Origin of the sequence: Glutamicibacter sp. BW80 (assembly GCF_002332385.1) — a bacterium.
Classification (GTDB): domain Bacteria; phylum Actinomycetota; class Actinomycetes; order Actinomycetales; family Micrococcaceae; genus Glutamicibacter.
This window is the reverse complement of record NZ_NRGV01000033.1, coordinates 1-16,018: the sequence shown is the minus strand read 5'-3', so window position 1 is coordinate 16,018 and position 16,018 is coordinate 1. Positions and strand designations below refer to the sequence as shown.

General features: G+C 64.5%; 16 protein-coding genes. 2 read left to right on the top strand and 14 right to left on the bottom strand.

Annotated features, from left to right (window positions below):
* Positions 1–3: 3 nt before the first annotated feature.
* The 9 genes from CIK76_RS10995 to msrB form a co-directional block, all read right to left on the bottom strand.
* Positions 4–477, bottom strand: coding sequence for a Rieske (2Fe-2S) protein (locus tag CIK76_RS10995; protein ID WP_096286371.1), 474 nt, complete (start codon positions 475–477; stop codon positions 4–6).
* Positions 478–630: 153 nt separating this feature from the next.
* A complete protein-coding gene (locus tag CIK76_RS10990; RefSeq protein ID WP_096286369.1) occupies positions 631–2,745 on the bottom strand; it encodes a 3-hydroxyacyl-CoA dehydrogenase NAD-binding domain-containing protein in 2,115 nt (704 codons plus the stop codon).
* Between the two features lie 10 nt (positions 2,746–2,755).
* Positions 2,756–4,006 (bottom strand): acetyl-CoA C-acyltransferase, encoded by a 1,251-nt coding sequence (locus CIK76_RS10985; RefSeq protein WP_096286367.1) that lies wholly within the window; start codon positions 4,004–4,006, stop codon positions 2,756–2,758.
* A gap of 147 nt (positions 4,007–4,153) precedes the next feature.
* Positions 4,154–5,371, bottom strand: a complete 1,218-nt coding sequence (locus tag CIK76_RS10980) for a ribonuclease D (protein WP_096286365.1) — start codon at positions 5,369–5,371, stop codon at positions 4,154–4,156.
* A 34-nt stretch (positions 5,372–5,405) separates the two neighbouring features.
* Complete coding sequence (locus CIK76_RS10975) at positions 5,406–6,047, bottom strand: DUF3000 domain-containing protein (RefSeq protein WP_096286363.1); 642 nt, start codon at positions 6,045–6,047, stop codon at positions 5,406–5,408.
* A gap of 55 nt (positions 6,048–6,102) precedes the next feature.
* Positions 6,103–7,164, bottom strand: coding sequence for a low specificity L-threonine aldolase (locus CIK76_RS10970; RefSeq protein ID WP_096286361.1), 1,062 nt, complete (start codon positions 7,162–7,164; stop codon positions 6,103–6,105).
* 81 nt (positions 7,165–7,245) lie between these two features.
* Positions 7,246–7,935 (bottom strand): SDR family oxidoreductase, encoded by a 690-nt coding sequence (locus tag CIK76_RS10965; RefSeq protein ID WP_096286359.1) that lies wholly within the window; start codon positions 7,933–7,935, stop codon positions 7,246–7,248.
* Between the two features lie 10 nt (positions 7,936–7,945).
* Positions 7,946–9,319, bottom strand: a complete 1,374-nt coding sequence (locus tag CIK76_RS10960) for a DUF6421 family protein (RefSeq protein WP_096286357.1) — start codon at positions 9,317–9,319, stop codon at positions 7,946–7,948.
* A gap of 147 nt (positions 9,320–9,466) precedes the next feature.
* Positions 9,467–9,874, bottom strand: a complete 408-nt coding sequence (msrB, locus tag CIK76_RS10955; RefSeq protein ID WP_096286355.1) for a peptide-methionine (R)-S-oxide reductase MsrB — start codon at positions 9,872–9,874, stop codon at positions 9,467–9,469.
* Between the two features lie 62 nt (positions 9,875–9,936).
* Between msrB and CIK76_RS10950 the strand changes: the two genes are divergently transcribed.
* A complete protein-coding gene (locus CIK76_RS10950) occupies positions 9,937–11,154 on the top strand; it encodes an alpha/beta fold hydrolase (RefSeq protein WP_096286353.1) in 1,218 nt (405 codons plus the stop codon).
* On the opposite strand, the gene ybaK is transcribed toward CIK76_RS10950, so the two are convergent.
* From ybaK to CIK76_RS10935, 3 genes are read right to left on the bottom strand one after another with little or no spacing between them, the layout of a single operon-like run.
* Positions 11,145–11,651, bottom strand: coding sequence for a Cys-tRNA(Pro) deacylase (gene ybaK, locus CIK76_RS10945; RefSeq protein WP_096286351.1), 507 nt, complete (start codon positions 11,649–11,651; stop codon positions 11,145–11,147). The genes CIK76_RS10950 and ybaK overlap by 10 nt on opposite strands.
* A gap of 36 nt (positions 11,652–11,687) precedes the next feature.
* Positions 11,688–12,122 (bottom strand): SufE family protein, encoded by a 435-nt coding sequence (locus CIK76_RS10940; RefSeq protein ID WP_096286349.1) that lies wholly within the window; start codon positions 12,120–12,122, stop codon positions 11,688–11,690.
* The gene (locus CIK76_RS10935; RefSeq protein ID WP_096286347.1) at positions 12,119–13,033 is read right to left on the bottom strand and encodes a sulfurtransferase; all 915 of its coding nucleotides are present in this window, start codon (positions 13,031–13,033) and stop codon (positions 12,119–12,121) included. The genes CIK76_RS10940 and CIK76_RS10935 overlap by 4 nt, the downstream gene beginning before the upstream one ends.
* A gap of 215 nt (positions 13,034–13,248) precedes the next feature.
* On the opposite strand from CIK76_RS10935, the gene zapE reads away from it, so the two are divergent.
* Positions 13,249–14,289: a cell division protein ZapE gene (gene zapE / locus CIK76_RS10930; RefSeq protein ID WP_096286345.1), complete on the top strand. Its 1,041-nt coding sequence runs from the start codon at positions 13,249–13,251 to the stop codon at positions 14,287–14,289.
* 22 nt (positions 14,290–14,311) lie between these two features.
* Here the strand turns inward: zapE and CIK76_RS10925 are convergent, their stop codons facing one another.
* Together CIK76_RS10925 and CIK76_RS10920 are read right to left on the bottom strand one after the other, a co-directional pair.
* Positions 14,312–15,499, bottom strand: a complete 1,188-nt coding sequence (locus tag CIK76_RS10925) for a benzoate/H(+) symporter BenE family transporter (RefSeq protein ID WP_096286343.1) — start codon at positions 15,497–15,499, stop codon at positions 14,312–14,314.
* Positions 15,500–15,645: 146 nt separating this feature from the next.
* On the bottom strand, positions 15,646–15,867 hold the full coding sequence (locus CIK76_RS10920) for an antitoxin (RefSeq protein WP_096286341.1): 222 nt from the start codon (positions 15,865–15,867) through the stop codon (positions 15,646–15,648).
* Between the last annotated feature and the right edge of the window lie 151 nt (positions 15,868–16,018).

Sequence of the window (16,018 nt, the reverse complement as noted above, 5' to 3'; positions counted from 1 at the left end):
TCGCTAGGCCTGGCCCAGATACACCACGATCTGCTCATCTTCGATGGTGCAGGCATAGCGAGGCAGGGCGGCAATGGCCGGACCGGCGGACACCGCACCGTCGGCGGGTTGGAAACGCGAGCCGTGGCAGGCGCAGTAGAAGTCATCTTTGGAAGATTTCGTAGTCACCGCACATCCTTGATGAGTGCAGATATTCGAGTAGGCATGCACGGTCTTCGCATCCTGGCGGAAAAGCAAGACGCCTATTTCTTCACCGGTAGCCGGGTCCTTCGCCACGACCTGAGCGCGGGATTTCTCGGGAAGGTCCGCCAATGGCAAGACGTTCTGCGCTTCGCCGGCTGGTTCGGGCACTTGCTCGGGCGTCGGATTCGGGGCGGCAGATTCTCCGTTGCCGCAGGCGGCGAGCAGGGCGCTGGATCCTAGCAGCGCGGAGGCGCACATCACCGTGCGGCGGGCTGGGCGTGCAAATTCGGTCATACCGGGATTCTCTCAGATGAACCTGTGCCATAGCTAAGCCGAAGATTTCTCTCGTCTCTAGTCAGCGCCGATTGCGTCCGGCAAGGACAACGCCCCGTGTTGCCAATGACTCCTTGGGGGAGTCAGCAACACGGGGCGTGAACTGCCGGAGTGCTAGGAATTGAATTTCTTCCCGTTCACCCGCTCGGAGGCTCCGACCTGATCCAGATACGGGGTGATCCCGCCCAGATGCATCGGCCAACCCGCACCGGTGATCATGCACAGATCAACGTCGGCGGCCTCGGCGACCACGCCTTCGGAAAGCAGCAGGCCGATTTCTTCAGCCAGCGCATCCTGCACCCGGGTGAGGATCTGATCCTTGGTCGACGGCTTGCCGCCGAAGCTCAGCAGCGCCTGGGCCGCGGGGTCCAGCATCGGCTGGCCGTTGCCGTCCTTGGCCCATAAGGTGGCGATCTTCGCGTCGACCAGTTTGCCCAGGTTCTCGGACACCGCGAATCGATCCCCGAAGGACGCGTTGAGCGATTCGTTGACGTGCTGCGCGACGGGCAGGCCAACCATGGACAGAAGCGTGAACGGCGTCATCGGCAGGCCCATGGGAGCCAGCGCGGTATCCGCGGTCTGCGCGTCGGTGCCTTCGTCGAACGCGGCCTGGACCTCGCTCATCAGCCGCAAGAGCACGCGGTTCACCACAAATGCCGTGGCGTCCTTGGTGCGCACCGTCGTCTTGCGCAGGTTCTTGCCCAGGGCGAAGGCGGTGGCTACGGTGGTTTCATTCGTCCACTGCGTCGCCGCGATTTCCAGCAACGGCATCACCGCTACCGGGTTGAAGAAGTGGAAACCGACAAGGCGTTCGGGATGCAATAGGTCCCGTCCCATATCGGTGACCGAGAGCGAGGAGGTGTTCGTGGCCAGGATGCATTCGGGGGAGACTACCGCTTCCACCTCGGCGAAGACCTGCTTCTTGACAGTGAGTTCCTCGAAGACCGCCTCGATGACGAAGTCTGCATCGGCGAACACCTCCTTGGTGACCGAACCGGAGACCAAGGCCTTGGCGCGGTTGACCGCGTCCTGGCTCATCCGTCCCTTGGCGTGCAACCTGTCGATCTCACCGTGGATGTAGGCCAAGCCCTTGTCGATGCGTGACTGATCCAGATCGGTGATGATCACCGGAACGCCCAACTTGCGCACGAAGAGCAATGCCAGTTGGCTTGCCATGAGGCCCGCACCGACCACGCCGACCTTGGTAACCGGTCGGGCGAGCTTGGCATCGGGCGCTCCGGCCGGACGCTTGCCACGCTTTTGCACCAGCTCGAGGAAGGCATACACGGTGTTTTTGAACTGGTTGGTGGCCATCAGCTCGGTGAGCGCCTGGATTTCCAGCTCGGCCGATTCCTTTTGGGTGAGCGTCAACCCCTGGCGGAAGACTTCGAGCACCTTGTAGGGCGCGGGGGCGGCCCCGGAAAGCTTCGCGTCGACAAACTGTTCGGCCTTGTCTGCCGCCTGCAGCCAGCGTCGGGCTACCTCTGGATCGCTGGGGTCTACCGAATTCTCTCGTTTGACCTCGATGTCGCCGCTGAGCACTCCGTCTGCGAACGCGACCGAGCGCTCGATGAAGTCGGCGGGCTCGAATAATGCATCGGCCACACCGAGTTTGTAGGCCGCCGGGCCGGAGAGCGTGCGGTTGTTGTTCAGCGGGTTCTCCACCATGACCTTCAACGCGTTTTCTGGTCCGATGAGCCGCGGCAGTCGGTAGACGCCGGCCCATCCAGGGATCAGGCCCAGGAAAGCTTCGGGCAGCCCCAGCGCTCCGGCTGCGGTGCTCACCGTGCGGTAGGTGCAGGCCAGCGCGATTTCCAGGCCGCCACCTAGGGCAAGCCCGTTGGTGAACGCAAAGGTCGGCACGCCTAGATCTGCGAGCAATGCGTAGGCTCGGTGTCCGAGGGTCGCCATCGCGGTCGCCTGCTCCGGTGCGGAGAGCCGGGTGACCGCCGAGAGGTCGGCGCCGGCGATGAGGAAGTAGGGTTTGCCGGTGATGGCCAGTCCGTGGATTTCCCCGGACTTGGCGCGGGCCGCCTGCTTTTCGAGCGCGGCGTGCAGCTCCAGCAGGCCGTTGGGGCCCAGCGTGGTGGGTTTCTTATGGTCCAACCCGTTGTCCAGGGTGAGCAGTACCAGGGTTTTGCCGCTCGGTAGGGCTACATCCTTGGTGAACGAGTGGGTGATCGTTTCATCGTGCATGAGTTCGGCTACGGCCGAAAAGTCCTGAGTCATTTCTTGCTCCCTAAGCCTTTGCGCCAAATTCTGGGTGGTTTGGATTCTCCCAAATCACCGTGCCACCCATGCCGAGGCCGATGCACATGGTGGTAATTCCGTAACGCACCGTGTGGTCCTCTTCGAACTGGCGGGCCAACTGAGTCATCAGGCGCACGCCCGAGGAAGCCAGCGGATGGCCAACGGCGATCGCCCCGCCGTAGCGGTTCACCCGCTCATCGTCTTGTGCGATGTTGTAGAAGTCGAGGAAGGAGAGCACCTGCACGGCGAAGGCCTCGTTGATTTCGAACAGTCCGATATCGGTGATGCCCAAGCCGGCCTTGGCCAGCGCCTTTTCGGTGGCCGGAACGGGGCCGTATCCCATGACATCGGGCTCCACCCCGGCGAAGGCGAAGGAAACCATGCGCATCTTCGGGGTCAGTCCCAGCTCACGCACCGCCGCGCCGCTGGCGAGCATAGCCGCGGTGGCGCCGTCGTTCAGTCCCGCCGCGTTGCCGGCGGTCACCCGGCCGTGGGCACGGAATGGGGTGCGCAGTTCGGCTAGCGATTCCAAGCTGGTGCCCGGCCGCGGTGGTTCATCAACGGTGTTGACCGCCCAGCCTTCGCCCGGCCGCTTCGCGGAGACCGCCACGAGATCCGGCTGGATCTGGTTGTTCTCATAGGCGCGAGCCAGTTTGTTTTGCGAGGCTACCGCGTAGCTGTCGGCGCGTTCCTTGGTGATTTCCGGAAAGCGGTCGTGCAGGTTCTCCGCGGTGTTGCCCATGTTCAGGGCCTGCGGATCGACGATCTTCTCGGAGAGGAAGCGCGGGTTCGGATCCGCGCCCTCACCCATGGGGTGGTTTCCCATATGTTCGACGCCGCCGGCGATGGCCACGTCGTAGGAGCCGAAGGCGATGCCGCCGGCCAGCGAGGTCACCGCCGTCATGGCGCCCGCGCACATCCGGTCGATGGCGAATCCGGGCACCGACTTGGGGATCCCGGAGAGCAGGCCCACGGTGCGCCCGATGGTCAGTCCCTGGTCGCCGGTCTGGGTGGTGGCCGCCATGGCGATCTCATCGATCTTCTCGGCGGGAATTTCCGGGTTGCGGCGAAGGAGGCCACGGACCGCCTTGACCGCGAGGTCATCGGCGCGGGTGCCGTGGTAGATTCCCTTCTCGCCTGCCTTGCCGAAGGGGGTGCGTACCCCGTCGATGAAGACGACATCGCGGTCGTCGAGCGAGGTGTGCGCGTTTCCGGGCACGGTCGAGGTGTTGACACTCACCGTCGGGCTCCTTGGGGTAGTTTCAGGCTGCCCCGAGAACCGGGGCAGTGGCCAGCATCACTGTGACCTAAACCATACGTTACTCATGAGTAACTTGAAGTGCAAGTGCTGGTTCCACCCTCCGGGGCCCGCTAGTGCTATTTTGCGCTAGCCGCGCAGCGCCTGGGCGAGTTTTGCGCTGAGCAGATCGCGTTGCCAGGGGCGCGCACCGAGTTCTTCCAACGCGGCATCGATCGATCCGGCGCTGTATATGGCCGGGGGATTCCAGCACAGCGCACGCAAGAACTTCGGGGTCAGAAGATTTTCTCCCGGAATGTTCCATTCTTCGCTGACTTCCGAAAGCACTTCTCGAGCAGCCGTCAGCCGGATCGCGGCCTGCGGGTTCTTCTCGCCCCACAGGCGCGCATTCGGCAGTTCCGAACCGCCGGACCGCAGGTCTGGGAGGTCCGTGGAATTTCGCCCACGCTGCATCGCATCCAGCCAGCGCGGGGCGTCGCGCTTGGCGCTGCGTCCGTGGAAGCCGGAAATCTGCAGCAATGCGGGGACGCTGTTCGGCCGGTGGTCGACGGCTGCCATAATCGCAGAGTCTGGCAGCAAGCGGCCCGGAGCCACATCACGGGATTGGGCCAGGGTCTCGCGGGACTGCCACAGCTCACGAGCCACCGCGAGATTGCGCCGGTTTTTGATCTTATGGATTCCGGAGAGCTTGCGCCAAGCTTCCGGTGGGGCCACCGGGTCCGGCAGCTGGCGGACGTACTCGAATTCCTGGGCGGCGAATTCCAGCTTGCCCTGCTCCTCAAGCAGCTCGGAAATCTTTTCGCGCAGTTCGAAGAGCACCTCGACGTCCAGCGCCGCGTAATTCAGCCAAGACTCCGGCAGCGGCCGGGTGGACCAGTCCACCGCCGAGTGCTCCTTGGCCAGCTGCAGTCCAAGCAGTTCGCCGACCATGGTACCCAGGGCCACGCGGGGGAAGCCGGCTAAGCGTCCGGCCAGTTCGGTGTCGAACAGACCGGTGGGGTAGAGGCCCGCGTCGTGCAGGCAGGGCAGATCTTGGGTGGCCGCGTGCAGGATCCACGGCAGTTCGTTCATGAGTTCCAGCAGCGGGTCCAGCGAGTCGAGGCTCTCCGGGTCGATCAGCCAGGTGCTTGCGCCTTCGCGGCGGATCTGGATGAGGAAGGCGCGTCGTCCATAGCGGAATCCGCTGGAGCGTTCGGTATCGACTGCCAGGTCCCCGGTGCCGGCGCGCAGTGCGCGCACCGCTCGATTCAGCGCCGCCGCGGTGTTGATGACTTCCGGAATGCCGTCTCTCGGGGCGGTCAGTGGGGTCAGGGTTGGCTGGTCTGCGGCTGGCTCTGAAGTAGTCATGGTCCTTCTATTCTAGGACCGATGGCGCGTAATTTTAGCTTAGGCGACGGTGCGGCAGCTGCTGCACGCCCTCGGGAAGCGGCGGCATGCCGGCAAAAGTGCACACCATATCGGCCCAAGCGCTCAGGTGCGCCCCGAGCTCCTCGCTCTGTTGCGGGGTCCAAGAAGCGCGCAGTTCGATGTCGATATGGTCTTGCTCGCCTTCCAAATTGCCAAAGGATTCTGAGATGACCCGCGTGGCGGTGCCACCGGCCGAATGGTGGGATGCCTGGCGTTCACGCAAGGCATCTTCAAGCCAGCTCCAGGCAACCGAGGCCAGCATCGAGTCCTGGCCCATTTCGTGATCCAGGCGTGCCCGGATGTAGCTCACGACGCGGAACTGGCCGCCCCATAATTCCTGGCCCGCAGGGTCGAAGAGCAACACGAAGCGTCCGGTCGCCAGCGGGGCTTCGGGCTGCAAAAATGGGGTGCGCGTGTACTCCTGGCCGTGTTCTCCGTGGCCGGGCCCAGAGCCTTCGAGCACATCACCGCTGAGCGCCAAGGCGAACGGTGCCAGCCGTGCTGGTGCGGGGATTTCGGTGATCTTCAATTCCTTGCGAACGGCGGCATGCGAAAGTTCGCCCAGGGCCTTGGAAAACGCCGGTGGGATAGCTGCAGTTGCACGATCGTTGGTCACAGGTCGAGTCTAAAACGCGCCGCACCGCGGTGGCGGTACGGCGCGCCGAGGCGGCTCAAGCGGCGCGGTAGGCAGCCAGCAACTCGCGAAGTTTTGCGGTGAATGCGCTGACATCTTCCTCGGTGGTGTCGAAGGAGCACATCCAACGCACATGGCCTGCTGAGCGGTCCCAATCGTAGAAGCGGAAGTGCTCACGCAGCTGATCGGAAACCTCGGTGGGCAACTGCGCGAAAACTCCGTTGGCCTGGGGCGGGTAAACCAGTTCTACGCCGTCGATCTCTTCGACGGCGGAAGCCAGCTTTGCAGCCATCGCATTTGAATGCCCGGCCAATTCGCGCCACAGCCCGGTCCCGTAGAGTTCGAGCAATTGCGCTGAGATGAAACGCATCTTGCTGCCAAGCTGCATGTTCATCTTGCGCAGGTACTTCAGATCTTGGGCCAACGCGGGATCAAGGGTCAAGATCCCTTCGCCAAGCAGCAACCCGTTCTTGGTGCCGCCGAGCGAGACGATGTCGACCCCGACGTCGGTGGTCAGCTCCCGCAACTCGACACCGAGCGCGGCAGCCGCGTTGCCTAGGCGTGAACCATCCAGGTGGACTTTCATGCCCAGTTTGTGGGCGTGCTCGGTGATGGCTCGAATTTCATCCGGGGTGTAGATCGTGCCTAATTCGGTGCCCTGGGTGATCGATACCGCCAGCGGCTGTGCCCGGTGCTCATCGCCCCAACCCCAGGCCTCCTGATCGATCAGTTCGGCGGTGAGCTTGCCATCGGCGGAGTCGACCTGCAACAGCTTAAAACCGCCGATGCGTTCCGGCGCGCCGTTCTCATCAACATTGATATGCGCGGTGCTCGCGCAGATCACCGCACCCCAGCGGGGCAGCAGGGACTGCAGGGCGGTGACATTTGCGCCGGTGCCGTTGAAGACCGGGAAGATCGCAGCCTGCGCACCGAACAGTTCTCCCGCCATCGCGTCCAGCGCGGCGGTGTATTCGTCATCTCCGTAGGCGCTCTGGTGCCCGCCATTGGCGCGGGTAATTGCCTGGAGGATGCGTGGGTGCACCCCGGAGTAGTTGTCGGAGGCGAATCCGCGCACCGCAGGGTCGTGGCTAAAAGTCATGAGATTTTTGGTCCTTCGTAATGGTACTGAGGAGGTGATGTGCCCAGTGGAAAACGCTACACCAGCTGCGCCAAATCGCGTTTAGGCCTGGGCCAGCGGTAGTCGCTGTCCGTTGTGCCCGAGCGCCGCGGCGTCCAGAAGCTGCACCGCTGCCTGGGCGACGGTGTCGACGGCGGTATGCCCTGTCGGAATCTCACCGACAGACTTGTCGCTCAGTGCCTTGACAACCCAACTCACGGCGGCTGCCTGCGGGGCCTGCTTGCTGAATAGCCGGGCGATCGCATTGATCCAGTGCTCGGCGGCGGCCTTCACCGCACCGTAGTTCGCGTTCGACGGGGTCGGATTCGTCACCGCCTGGGCGCTGATGATGGCCAGCCGTCCGGCCTCCGAAGCCACCAGGTCATCAACGAAGGCGCGGGTGGTGTTGCGCAGCGTGGTCAACACGTTGGTGTGCAAGAAGTCCCAGTCGGAGTCTGTCTGCCCGGTGATCGACTTGCCGCCGCGCCAGCCGCCGACCAGATGCAGCAGCACATCGATCTGGCCGTGCTGTGCATGGACCTGCTCGGCCAAGTCGTTGACCGCTTGGCGGTCGGCCAGGTCGCATTCGTAGCGTGCGGTGGCGAATCCAAGGCGTTCGTCCAGGCGTGCGGCGTTGCTGCCGACCACCAGCACTCGCGCCCCGGCGTTGAGGAGTTGGCGGGCCGTTGCGACCCCGGCGGCCGAGGTGGCCCCGGCGATCAGAACCAGCTGATTTTTCTGTACTTTGCTCACGGTATCGATCCTAGATGCTGGTGGCGCCGGTCATGCCGCGGGTGGACTCGATCACCGCCGCCATTTTTTTGTTCAACGCCTCGTAGAACATCGACAGGGGGAACTCATCGTCCAGCACCTGATCGGTGATTTCGCGCAGTGGCGCGTTCAGCGGCAAGGCTTCGGGGCCCTTGGCCCACGCCGAGGCCGGGTTCGGGGTGACGGTGGCGGAGACCAGCTCATAGGCCGCCAGCCAATGGGCGAGCTTCGGGCGGTCAATGGACTTCCAGTACAGATCGTCGATCGCATCCCCCAAGGCCGCAACCACCTCGGGCACCTGATCCCAGTCGATGCTCAGCTTGGTGTCGGTCCAGTGCAGGACGTGGTGCTGGTGCATCCAGGCGAAGAGCAGCTGCCCGCCCAGCCCGTCGTAGTTGCGCACCCGCGAGCCGGTAATCGCGAAGCGGAAGATCCGGTCGAAGATGACCGCGTACTGCACCAGCTTCGCGGTCTGTGCTGCCTTCGGATCGCTAGCCGGGTCCGCGGCGATCTTCATGGATTCGCGGAAAGCCGTCAGGTCGCAGCGCAGCTCTTCGAGCGAGTAGAGGAAGAACGGCATGCGCTGCTTGATCATGAACGGGTCGAAGGGCAGGTCCCCGCGCATGTGCGTGCGATCGTGGATCAGGTCCCACATGATGAAGGTTTCTTCGGTCAGCTGCTGGTCGGTGAGCAGCTGCGCCGCATCGGCGGGCAGCTGCAGGTTGGTGATCGCCGCGGCTTCCTTGAGCACCTTGCGGAAGCGGGCCGCCTCGCGGTCCTGGAAGATGGCGCCCCAGGTGAAGGAGGGGGTTTCGCGGATGGCGACCGATTCGGGGAAGAGCACCGCGGAATTGGTATCGTAGCCGGCGGTGAAATCGATGAAGCGCAGCGGCACGAACAGCGCGTTGGAGTAGCTGCCCTCCTCCAGCTGCGCGATGAAGTCAGGCCACATGACCTGCACCAGCACGGCTTCGAGGTGCCGGTTGGTCGAACCGTTCTGCGTGTACATCGGGAAGAGCACCAGGTGCAGGAGCCCGTCTTCACGCTGGGTCTGCGGCTGGAATTCGAGCAGCGCATCCAAGAAGTCCGGCGCGCCGAAGCCGCTGGCCTCCCACTTTTTCAGATCTGCGACCAGCGCCTGCAGGTAGTTCGCGTCATGGGCGAAATGCGGCAGCAGGTCATCGATGGCCTCGACGATGGTGCCGATCAGTTCGCCCGCGCGTGGCTGCATCGCGGCCTCGGCGAGGGAGCCGTCCTTGGACTGCAGCGTCTGGAATTCACTGGCTGACGCCTTCAGCGCCAGCCATGCCTCATGGGTGGTCAGCATCTGTGCGGTTGCCTGTGGGCTGTGGGAGATCTGGGTCATCGTGGGGCACCTCTTCAAGTTCTTTGGTCGTTTGCGTTGCTTAGCTATCACGCTACGCCCAAAGAACAGAATTAGTGTTGCTCGGCCAATCATGACTAAGCATTCCTAATGCTTAGTGTGAGGTGCGACCCACGACAGTCAGAGCTTTTAGCCCTCCGTTTCCCGCAGGGTCAGGCTCAACGAATTCATGCAGAAGCGCAGGTCCGTTGGCGTCTTAAAACCTTCCCCCTCGAACACGTGGCCCATATGCGAATCGCAATTCGCGCAACGCACCTCAACGCGTTTCATGCCCATCGACTCGTCGGTTATGTAGCGCACCCGATCCTCGGCCAGCGGCGCATAAAATGAGGGCCACCCGCAGCTGGCATCGAACTTCGTGCTGCTGGCGAACAGCTCCGCCCCGCAGGCGCGGCAGGCATACACGCCCTCGGTCGTGGTATCCCAGTATTCACCCGTAAAGGGTCGTTCGGTTCCGGCCTGGCGCAAGACATGGAACTCCTGCGGGGAGAGGATCTGCTGCCAGTCGATTTCGGTCTTCTTCGATTCTTCGCTCATACTGATGCAAACGAATTGCGTCGCGAGATGATTCCCGAGACCGCATTTGAGAGTATGGAATCATGGCCCGGAACATTGTTGAAACCTTAGAACCGCGCAAAACGGTGCCCGCGACGCTGATCGGCGTGGGCCTAGGCGTTGCCGCCGGCTCGCTGCTGGCCGCGAGCGTTTCCGCGCTGGCCGGGTATTTTGCCCGGCGCGTGGTCACTCCCGAAGAACGCCGCACCGGCAACGCGGTGATCCGCGAGATCGTGACCGACGCGGAAGGCCAGCTTTGGCTGCACTTCCTCAAAGATGCGGACACCGCCGATCCCGGCGGGTGCACGCTGATCTCCGAGGCCGATACCTGTGCCGCCCGGCTCTCGGCACCCCGCGCGGTGCCCGGCAAACCGCGGCTGATCGCCCGCAAGCTGGAGCATATCTACCGCGGGAGCCTGGACGGGGTGCGCCGCGGCTACCTCTCCGGGGCGATCTACGAACACCCCGAAGACCTCGGCATCGCCGCGCAGGATATCGAACTGGCGCTGGAAGGCGGCCCGGGACCGGCCTGGCTGGTGCCGGGCACCAGCCACAAGAACCTCTGGGTGATCGGGGTGCACGGGCGCGGGGCACGGCGCAACGAAACCATCCGCGCGCTGCCGGTGCTCACCGAGATCGGCGCCACGGTCCTGCTGATGAGCTACCGCAACGACGGGCTCGCCCCGAATGCGGCCGATGGCCGCTATGGGCTGGGGGATACCGAATGGCACGACGTGCAAACCGCCGTGCATTACGCCCGCGAGCACGGGGCCACGCAGATCGTCTTGCTCGGCTGGTCCATGGGCGGGGCGATCAGCCTGCAAACCGCGGACCGCTCCGAGCTGGCCCAGTGCATCGATTCGCTGATGCTCGTCGGCCCGGTGATCAACTGGGTGGACGTGATCTCCCACCAGGCGCGGCTCAATAAGATCCCGCAGACGGTGGGGCTCTTTGCCGGCTGGCTGCTGACCAACCGGGCCGGGCGCTGGGTCACCGGGCTCGCGGCGCCGGTGAACCTCAAGCGGCTGAATTGGGTGGAGCGGGCCAGCGAACTGAAGCACCCGACGCTGATCATGCACAGCCAGGACGACCAATTCGTCCCCTACGGACCTAGCCTGAAACTGGCTGCGCTGCGCCCGGACCTGGTCACCCTGCGGGTCTTCTCCGGGGCCGGGCATACCCGCGAGCCCAATAGCGACCCACAGGGATTTGCCGCCGCGATCCGCGAATTCCTCACCGAACGCCTGGCCGCTCAGCGCTGAGTGGAGATCGGCGCCAGCAGCGCGCCGAGGGCCTTCACCGCATCCTGCGGGCGCAGCTGCAGGCTGAAGCCGCGCCGCCCGCCGGAAATGAAGATGCTCTCGAACCGCTGCGCACCGGCGTCGAGCACGGTCGGCGAGCTCTGCCGCTGGCCGAAGGGGGAAATCCCGCCCAGCACATAGCCCGAACGGCGCTGCGCGGCCGCCTTATCGGCCATCTGCGCCTTCTTCTTGCCCAGCGCCGCGCCGACCGCCTTCAGATCCAAGGCCGCATCCACCGGCACGATCGCCACCGCCAACTCCAAGCTGGCATTCGCGCCGGTGGAGACCATCAGCGTTTTGAACACCCGATCCCCGCCGACGCCCAGCGCCGCGGCGGCCTGCGCGCCATAGCCCTCGGCCGAATCGCCCGGGCTGTAGCTGTGCGCCACATAGCTGATGCCCGCCGCGTCCAGCGCGAGCGTTGCCGGGGTGGAGGCCCCCTTCGATTTCTTCGCCATTTTCCTGTCTTTCGCTGCGCGCCGAGCCCCGCGCGGCTACGCGGCCAGCTGCTCGGAGACCTGGCGCTTGATCCGGGCGAGCATCGCGGTCATCCCACGCATCCGCAACGGCGACAACGCCCGGGACAGGCCCAGCAGCGCCGGCATATCCTCGGGAACCGCCAGGATCTCGGCGGCCGGGCAGCCATCCAGGCCGGCAGCCAGCACCGAGGCGAACCCGCGGGTGGTCGGCGCCTCCGGCGGCGCGGAGAAGAACAGGTTCACCACCCGGTCGGCGTCCACCTCGACGATCAGGAACAGCGGCGACTGGCACTCCACCACCTGCTCGAACAGTTCCGGGTGCTCGGCCAGACGCGTTGGCAGCTCGGGCAGCTCGCGGGAGAAGTCCAGCAGCAGTTCCAGCCGATCGGCCTCCGGGACCTCGGTGAACTCCTCGACGATCTCGGCCAGCGCCGGAGTCAGCGCGCTCATGCGCGGGCCCCGCGCTTGGCAGGTAGTGCGCCACCAGCTTCGCCGCGAACGATCGGCACGCCCACCGCGTTGCCCCACTCGGTCCACGAACCGTCATAGTTGCGCACGGTCTCAAAGCCCAGCAGGTGCTTGAGCACGAACCAGGTGTGGCTCGAACGCTCACCGATGCGGCAGTACGCAACCACCTCATCGCCCGGCTTCAAGCCGGCCTCGTCCAGATAGATGGCTTCCAGCTCCGCGCGCGGCTTGAAGGTGCCATCGGCCGCCGCGGCCCTGCCCCAAGGCACCGAGGCGGCGGTCGGGATATGCCCGCCACGCATTGCGCCCTCTTCGGGGTAGTTGGGCATGTGGGTGCGTTCGCCGGTGTATTCCTCCGGGGAGCGCACGTCGATCAGCGGGTTGCCCAGGTGCTCCAGGACCTGCGGCAGGTAGGCGCGAATCACCGAATCGTCGCGTTCGACCACCGGGTAGTCGGTGGCCACCACCGCGGGCTTGCCGGTGGAAAGCTCCCGGCCCTCGGCGATCCACTTATCGCGGCCGCCATCGAGCAGGCGCACGTCTTCGTGGCCGAAGAGGGTGAAGACCCACAAGGCGTAGGCAGCCCACCAGTTGGACTTGTCGCCGTAGAGCACCACCGTGGTCTCGCGGCCAATGCCCTTCGCCGACATCAGCGCGGCAAAGTCCTCGCCTTCGACGTAGTCGCGGGTGACCTCATCGTTCAGCTCGGTGAACCAATCGATCTTCAGGGCGCCGGGGATATGGCCGGTGGAATACAGCAAGATGTCTTCGTTGGATTCGAGCACCACCAGGTTCTCGGCCCCCAGATTCTCGGCCAGCCAACCGGTGGAGACCAGCCGTTCGGGGTGGGCATACTGTGCGTAACTTGGGTTGTGCTCAACAGGCAGCGACATGCGCGATCACGTTCCTCATAGTTCGGTTTCCGGCCGACGCGCGAAGCGGCGGCCGCATTCTCACCTTCTAGCCTAGTCCCCGTGGCTGCGCATTCGTGTGGGGTGCGACATTCTTCTCCATTTTCGCGCCCCCGCCAAGGTAAACTGGCCGATGGGCCAAGGCAGCGGCCCCGCATGATCACCCGCACGCCAACCTAAAGGACACCTTCGAACGCATGGCCAAGATCATCCACCTGACACAGACCACACCGAACCTTTCGGTCGATGAACTGCTGGCCGGCTTCCACCCGTCCTACCGTTTCGGCGAGGTGTCCTTCGATACCTACCGCCCGGACCCGAACCAGCCCTCGCAGGCCGAAGCGGTCACCAAGTTGAGCAACTTCGCCCAAACCGTGGGCAAGAACAACGGCGGCGGCCTGTTCTCCAAGCTCTTCGGCAAGAAAACGGCCACCAAGAACGGCTACTACCTCGACGGCGGCTTCGGAGTGGGCAAAACCCACCTGCTCGCCTCGCTCTGGCATGCCAGCCCCGGCCCGAAGGCCTTCGGCACCTTCGTGGAATACACCAATCTGGTCGGCGCGCTTTCCTTCCGCCGCACCGTCGACGTGCTCAGCGAGTACAAGCTGGTGTGCATCGATGAATTCGAGCTCGACGATCCGGGGGACACCGTGCTGATGTCCCGGCTGATGCGCGAGCTCTCCGATGCCGGAGTGAAGCTCGCCGCCACCTCCAACACCCTGCCCGGGGCCCTCGGCGAGGGCCGCTTCGCCGCGGTCGACTTCCAGCGCGAAATAAAGACCCTCTCCGAGCAGTTCGACGTGCACCGCGTGGACGGGGTGGATTTCCGCCACCGTGGCCTGCCCGATGCGCCGGCGCCGTTGGAAGACGAGACCATCGAGGACTTCGCGGCCGAACGCTATGCGGATCAGACCCTCGCGGTTGATGACTTCGCCGAGCTGGTCGCCCACCTGCACAAGGTCCACCCCTCGCGCTACCGCCAGCTGCTGGCGGAAACCGACGCGCTGGTGCTGCACAATGTGGACACCATCACCGATCAGTCGGTGGCGCTGCGCTTCGTGGTGCTCGCGGACCGGCTGTATGACAAGGACGTGCCGATCATCGCCTCGGGCAAGCCGTTCAGCGAGCTGTTCACCGACGAAATGATGTCCGGCGGCTACCAGAAGAAGTACTACCGCGCGGTCTCCCGGCTGACCGCCCTGGCCCGCGAGGGGCAGGCCGGCGAGCCGGCCCTCTAGGCCTAGCGCAGCGCCAGCAACTTCATCGTCGAGCCTCGCGCTCGACGATGAAGTGCGTTAACAGCCCGGCCACCAGCGCCCAAAATGCGCCGCCGATGCCGAAGAGCGTGAGATTGCCGGCGGCCACCAGGACGGTGACCAGTGCGCTCAGCCGCCAGGTCGGATCGGCCACCGCCCCGAGGAGCGAATTGCCCAGCGTGGCCAGCAGGGCCAAGCCCGCCGCCGCCTGGAACAGCCCCTCCGGAGAGGCGCTGGCCACGGAGACGATCAGCGCGCTGAGCGCCGCGAAAATGAGATAGAACACCCCGGAACTGGTGGCCGCCCGCCAGCGCCGCGAGGCATCCGCTCCGGCCTGCTCGCCCGCCGCGAGCGCCGCGGTAATCGCCGCCAGATTAATTGCATGCCCGCCAAAGAAGGCGCCGAGCGAGGAACCTGCCCCGGTGACCAGCATCGAGGAGCGCCAGGGCAAGGCATAGCCGAAGGACCCGAGCACCGCGACCCCCGGAATATTCTGCGAGGCCATGGTCACGATAAACAGCGGCACGCTGATGCTCGCGATCGCCTGCCAGGAGAATTCGGGGGAGACCCACTGCAGGTGCGGCAGCAGCTCAAGCTGGCCCCACAAGCCGGTGCGTGCGATATGCCACAGCCCGAAGCCGAGCGCGGCCAGCATGCTCAGCGCGACGGCGAACTTGGGCAGCAGCCGCAGCCCGAGGAAAAACACCAGCAGGATTCCCAGCGCCGGGACCGGAATCGTGCCCAGGGCGGTAAAAGGCGTCAGGCACAGCGGAATCAGCACGCCGGCGAGCATGCCTTGCGCGATCGGCACCGGAATGCGCGTGAGCAGCCGATGCAGCACCGGAACCAGCCCGGAGAGCATGATCATCACGCCGCCGACGATGAACGCGCCCACCGCCTGGGCAAAGCCGAAGGCCCCGGGAGCCAGCGCCGCGAGCATCGCCGCACCGGGGGTGGACCACGCAATGCTGATCGGCACGCGGTGGCGCAAGGACAGCACGATGGTGCTCAGGCCCACGCACAGGCAGAGGATCAGCAAACCGGAGGCCGCCTGCCCAACGGTTGCGCCCACCTGGAATAACCCCGCCAGCACCACCGCGAAGGACGCAACAAATCCCACCATGGTGGTGATCAAACCGGCGATGATCGCCTGGGTGATGCCGTCGGCATGGGCCGCTGTGCTTCGAGTCATACTCATTTTCTACAGGCTGCGGCTGCCCCTGCGGTAATCGCCGCACGTCACGGCCCGCAGATGACGTTAAAACCAGAAAGGCACCGACCAGCGGCCGGTGCCTTTCAAGGATGCTCGGGCAAGGCCAAAGCAAAATCACAAGGGGATTAGCCCTCGTTGTTCTCGCCTTCGTTTTCCCCGGCGTTGCCACCGAGTCCACCTAGGAAGTCTCCGGCGCCCTGCTGGACCCCGTCAACCTGATCAGCGAACTTGCCACCGGTCTTGTCGTCGACAAAGTCGCCGGCCTTTTCGATGCCTTCGGAAACCTGATCCGGGTTCTGCTTTGCGAATTCCTCTGCCTTGCCACGCAGATCATCAAATCCTGCCATGCTGCACCTCCATTCGACGGTGGGAACCCCTTTAGCTCCACAACTGGTCTCCACACTAAAACGAAATTCCCGCTCAGGGAAGAGTTGGGGTATTCCCGGGCGTGTTGTTCATCTGGAAGTTAAACAAAAATTGTCATGTATCAGGAGATCG

What these genes read in the sequence shown, in the direction of transcription:
- CIK76_RS10925 (WP_096286343.1), bottom strand. Translation starts at nt 15,499, where the DNA reads ATGACTCGAAGCACAGCGGCCCATGCCGACGGCATCACCCAGGCGATC.
- msrB (WP_096286355.1), bottom strand. Translation starts at nt 9,874, where the DNA reads ATGAGCGAAGAATCGAAGAAGACCGAAATCGACTGGCAGCAGATCCTC.
- CIK76_RS10980 (WP_096286365.1), bottom strand. Translation starts at nt 5,371, where the DNA reads ATGACTACTTCAGAGCCAGCCGCAGACCAGCCAACCCTGACCCCACTG.
- CIK76_RS10950 (WP_096286353.1), top strand. Translation starts at nt 9,937, where the DNA reads ATGGCCCGGAACATTGTTGAAACCTTAGAACCGCGCAAAACGGTGCCC.
- CIK76_RS10940 (WP_096286349.1), bottom strand. Translation starts at nt 12,122, where the DNA reads ATGAGCGCGCTGACTCCGGCGCTGGCCGAGATCGTCGAGGAGTTCACC.
- CIK76_RS10995 (WP_096286371.1), bottom strand. Translation starts at nt 477, where the DNA reads ATGACCGAATTTGCACGCCCAGCCCGCCGCACGGTGATGTGCGCCTCC.
- ybaK (WP_096286351.1), bottom strand. Translation starts at nt 11,651, where the DNA reads ATGGCGAAGAAATCGAAGGGGGCCTCCACCCCGGCAACGCTCGCGCTG.
- CIK76_RS10990 (WP_096286369.1), bottom strand. Translation starts at nt 2,745, where the DNA reads ATGACTCAGGACTTTTCGGCCGTAGCCGAACTCATGCACGATGAAACG.
- CIK76_RS10920 (WP_096286341.1), bottom strand. Translation starts at nt 15,867, where the DNA reads ATGGCAGGATTTGATGATCTGCGTGGCAAGGCAGAGGAATTCGCAAAG.
- zapE (WP_096286345.1), top strand. Translation starts at nt 13,249, where the DNA reads ATGGCCAAGATCATCCACCTGACACAGACCACACCGAACCTTTCGGTC.
- CIK76_RS10935 (WP_096286347.1), bottom strand. Translation starts at nt 13,033, where the DNA reads ATGTCGCTGCCTGTTGAGCACAACCCAAGTTACGCACAGTATGCCCAC.
- CIK76_RS10970 (WP_096286361.1), bottom strand. Translation starts at nt 7,164, where the DNA reads ATGACTTTTAGCCACGACCCTGCGGTGCGCGGATTCGCCTCCGACAAC.
- CIK76_RS10960 (WP_096286357.1), bottom strand. Translation starts at nt 9,319, where the DNA reads ATGACCCAGATCTCCCACAGCCCACAGGCAACCGCACAGATGCTGACC.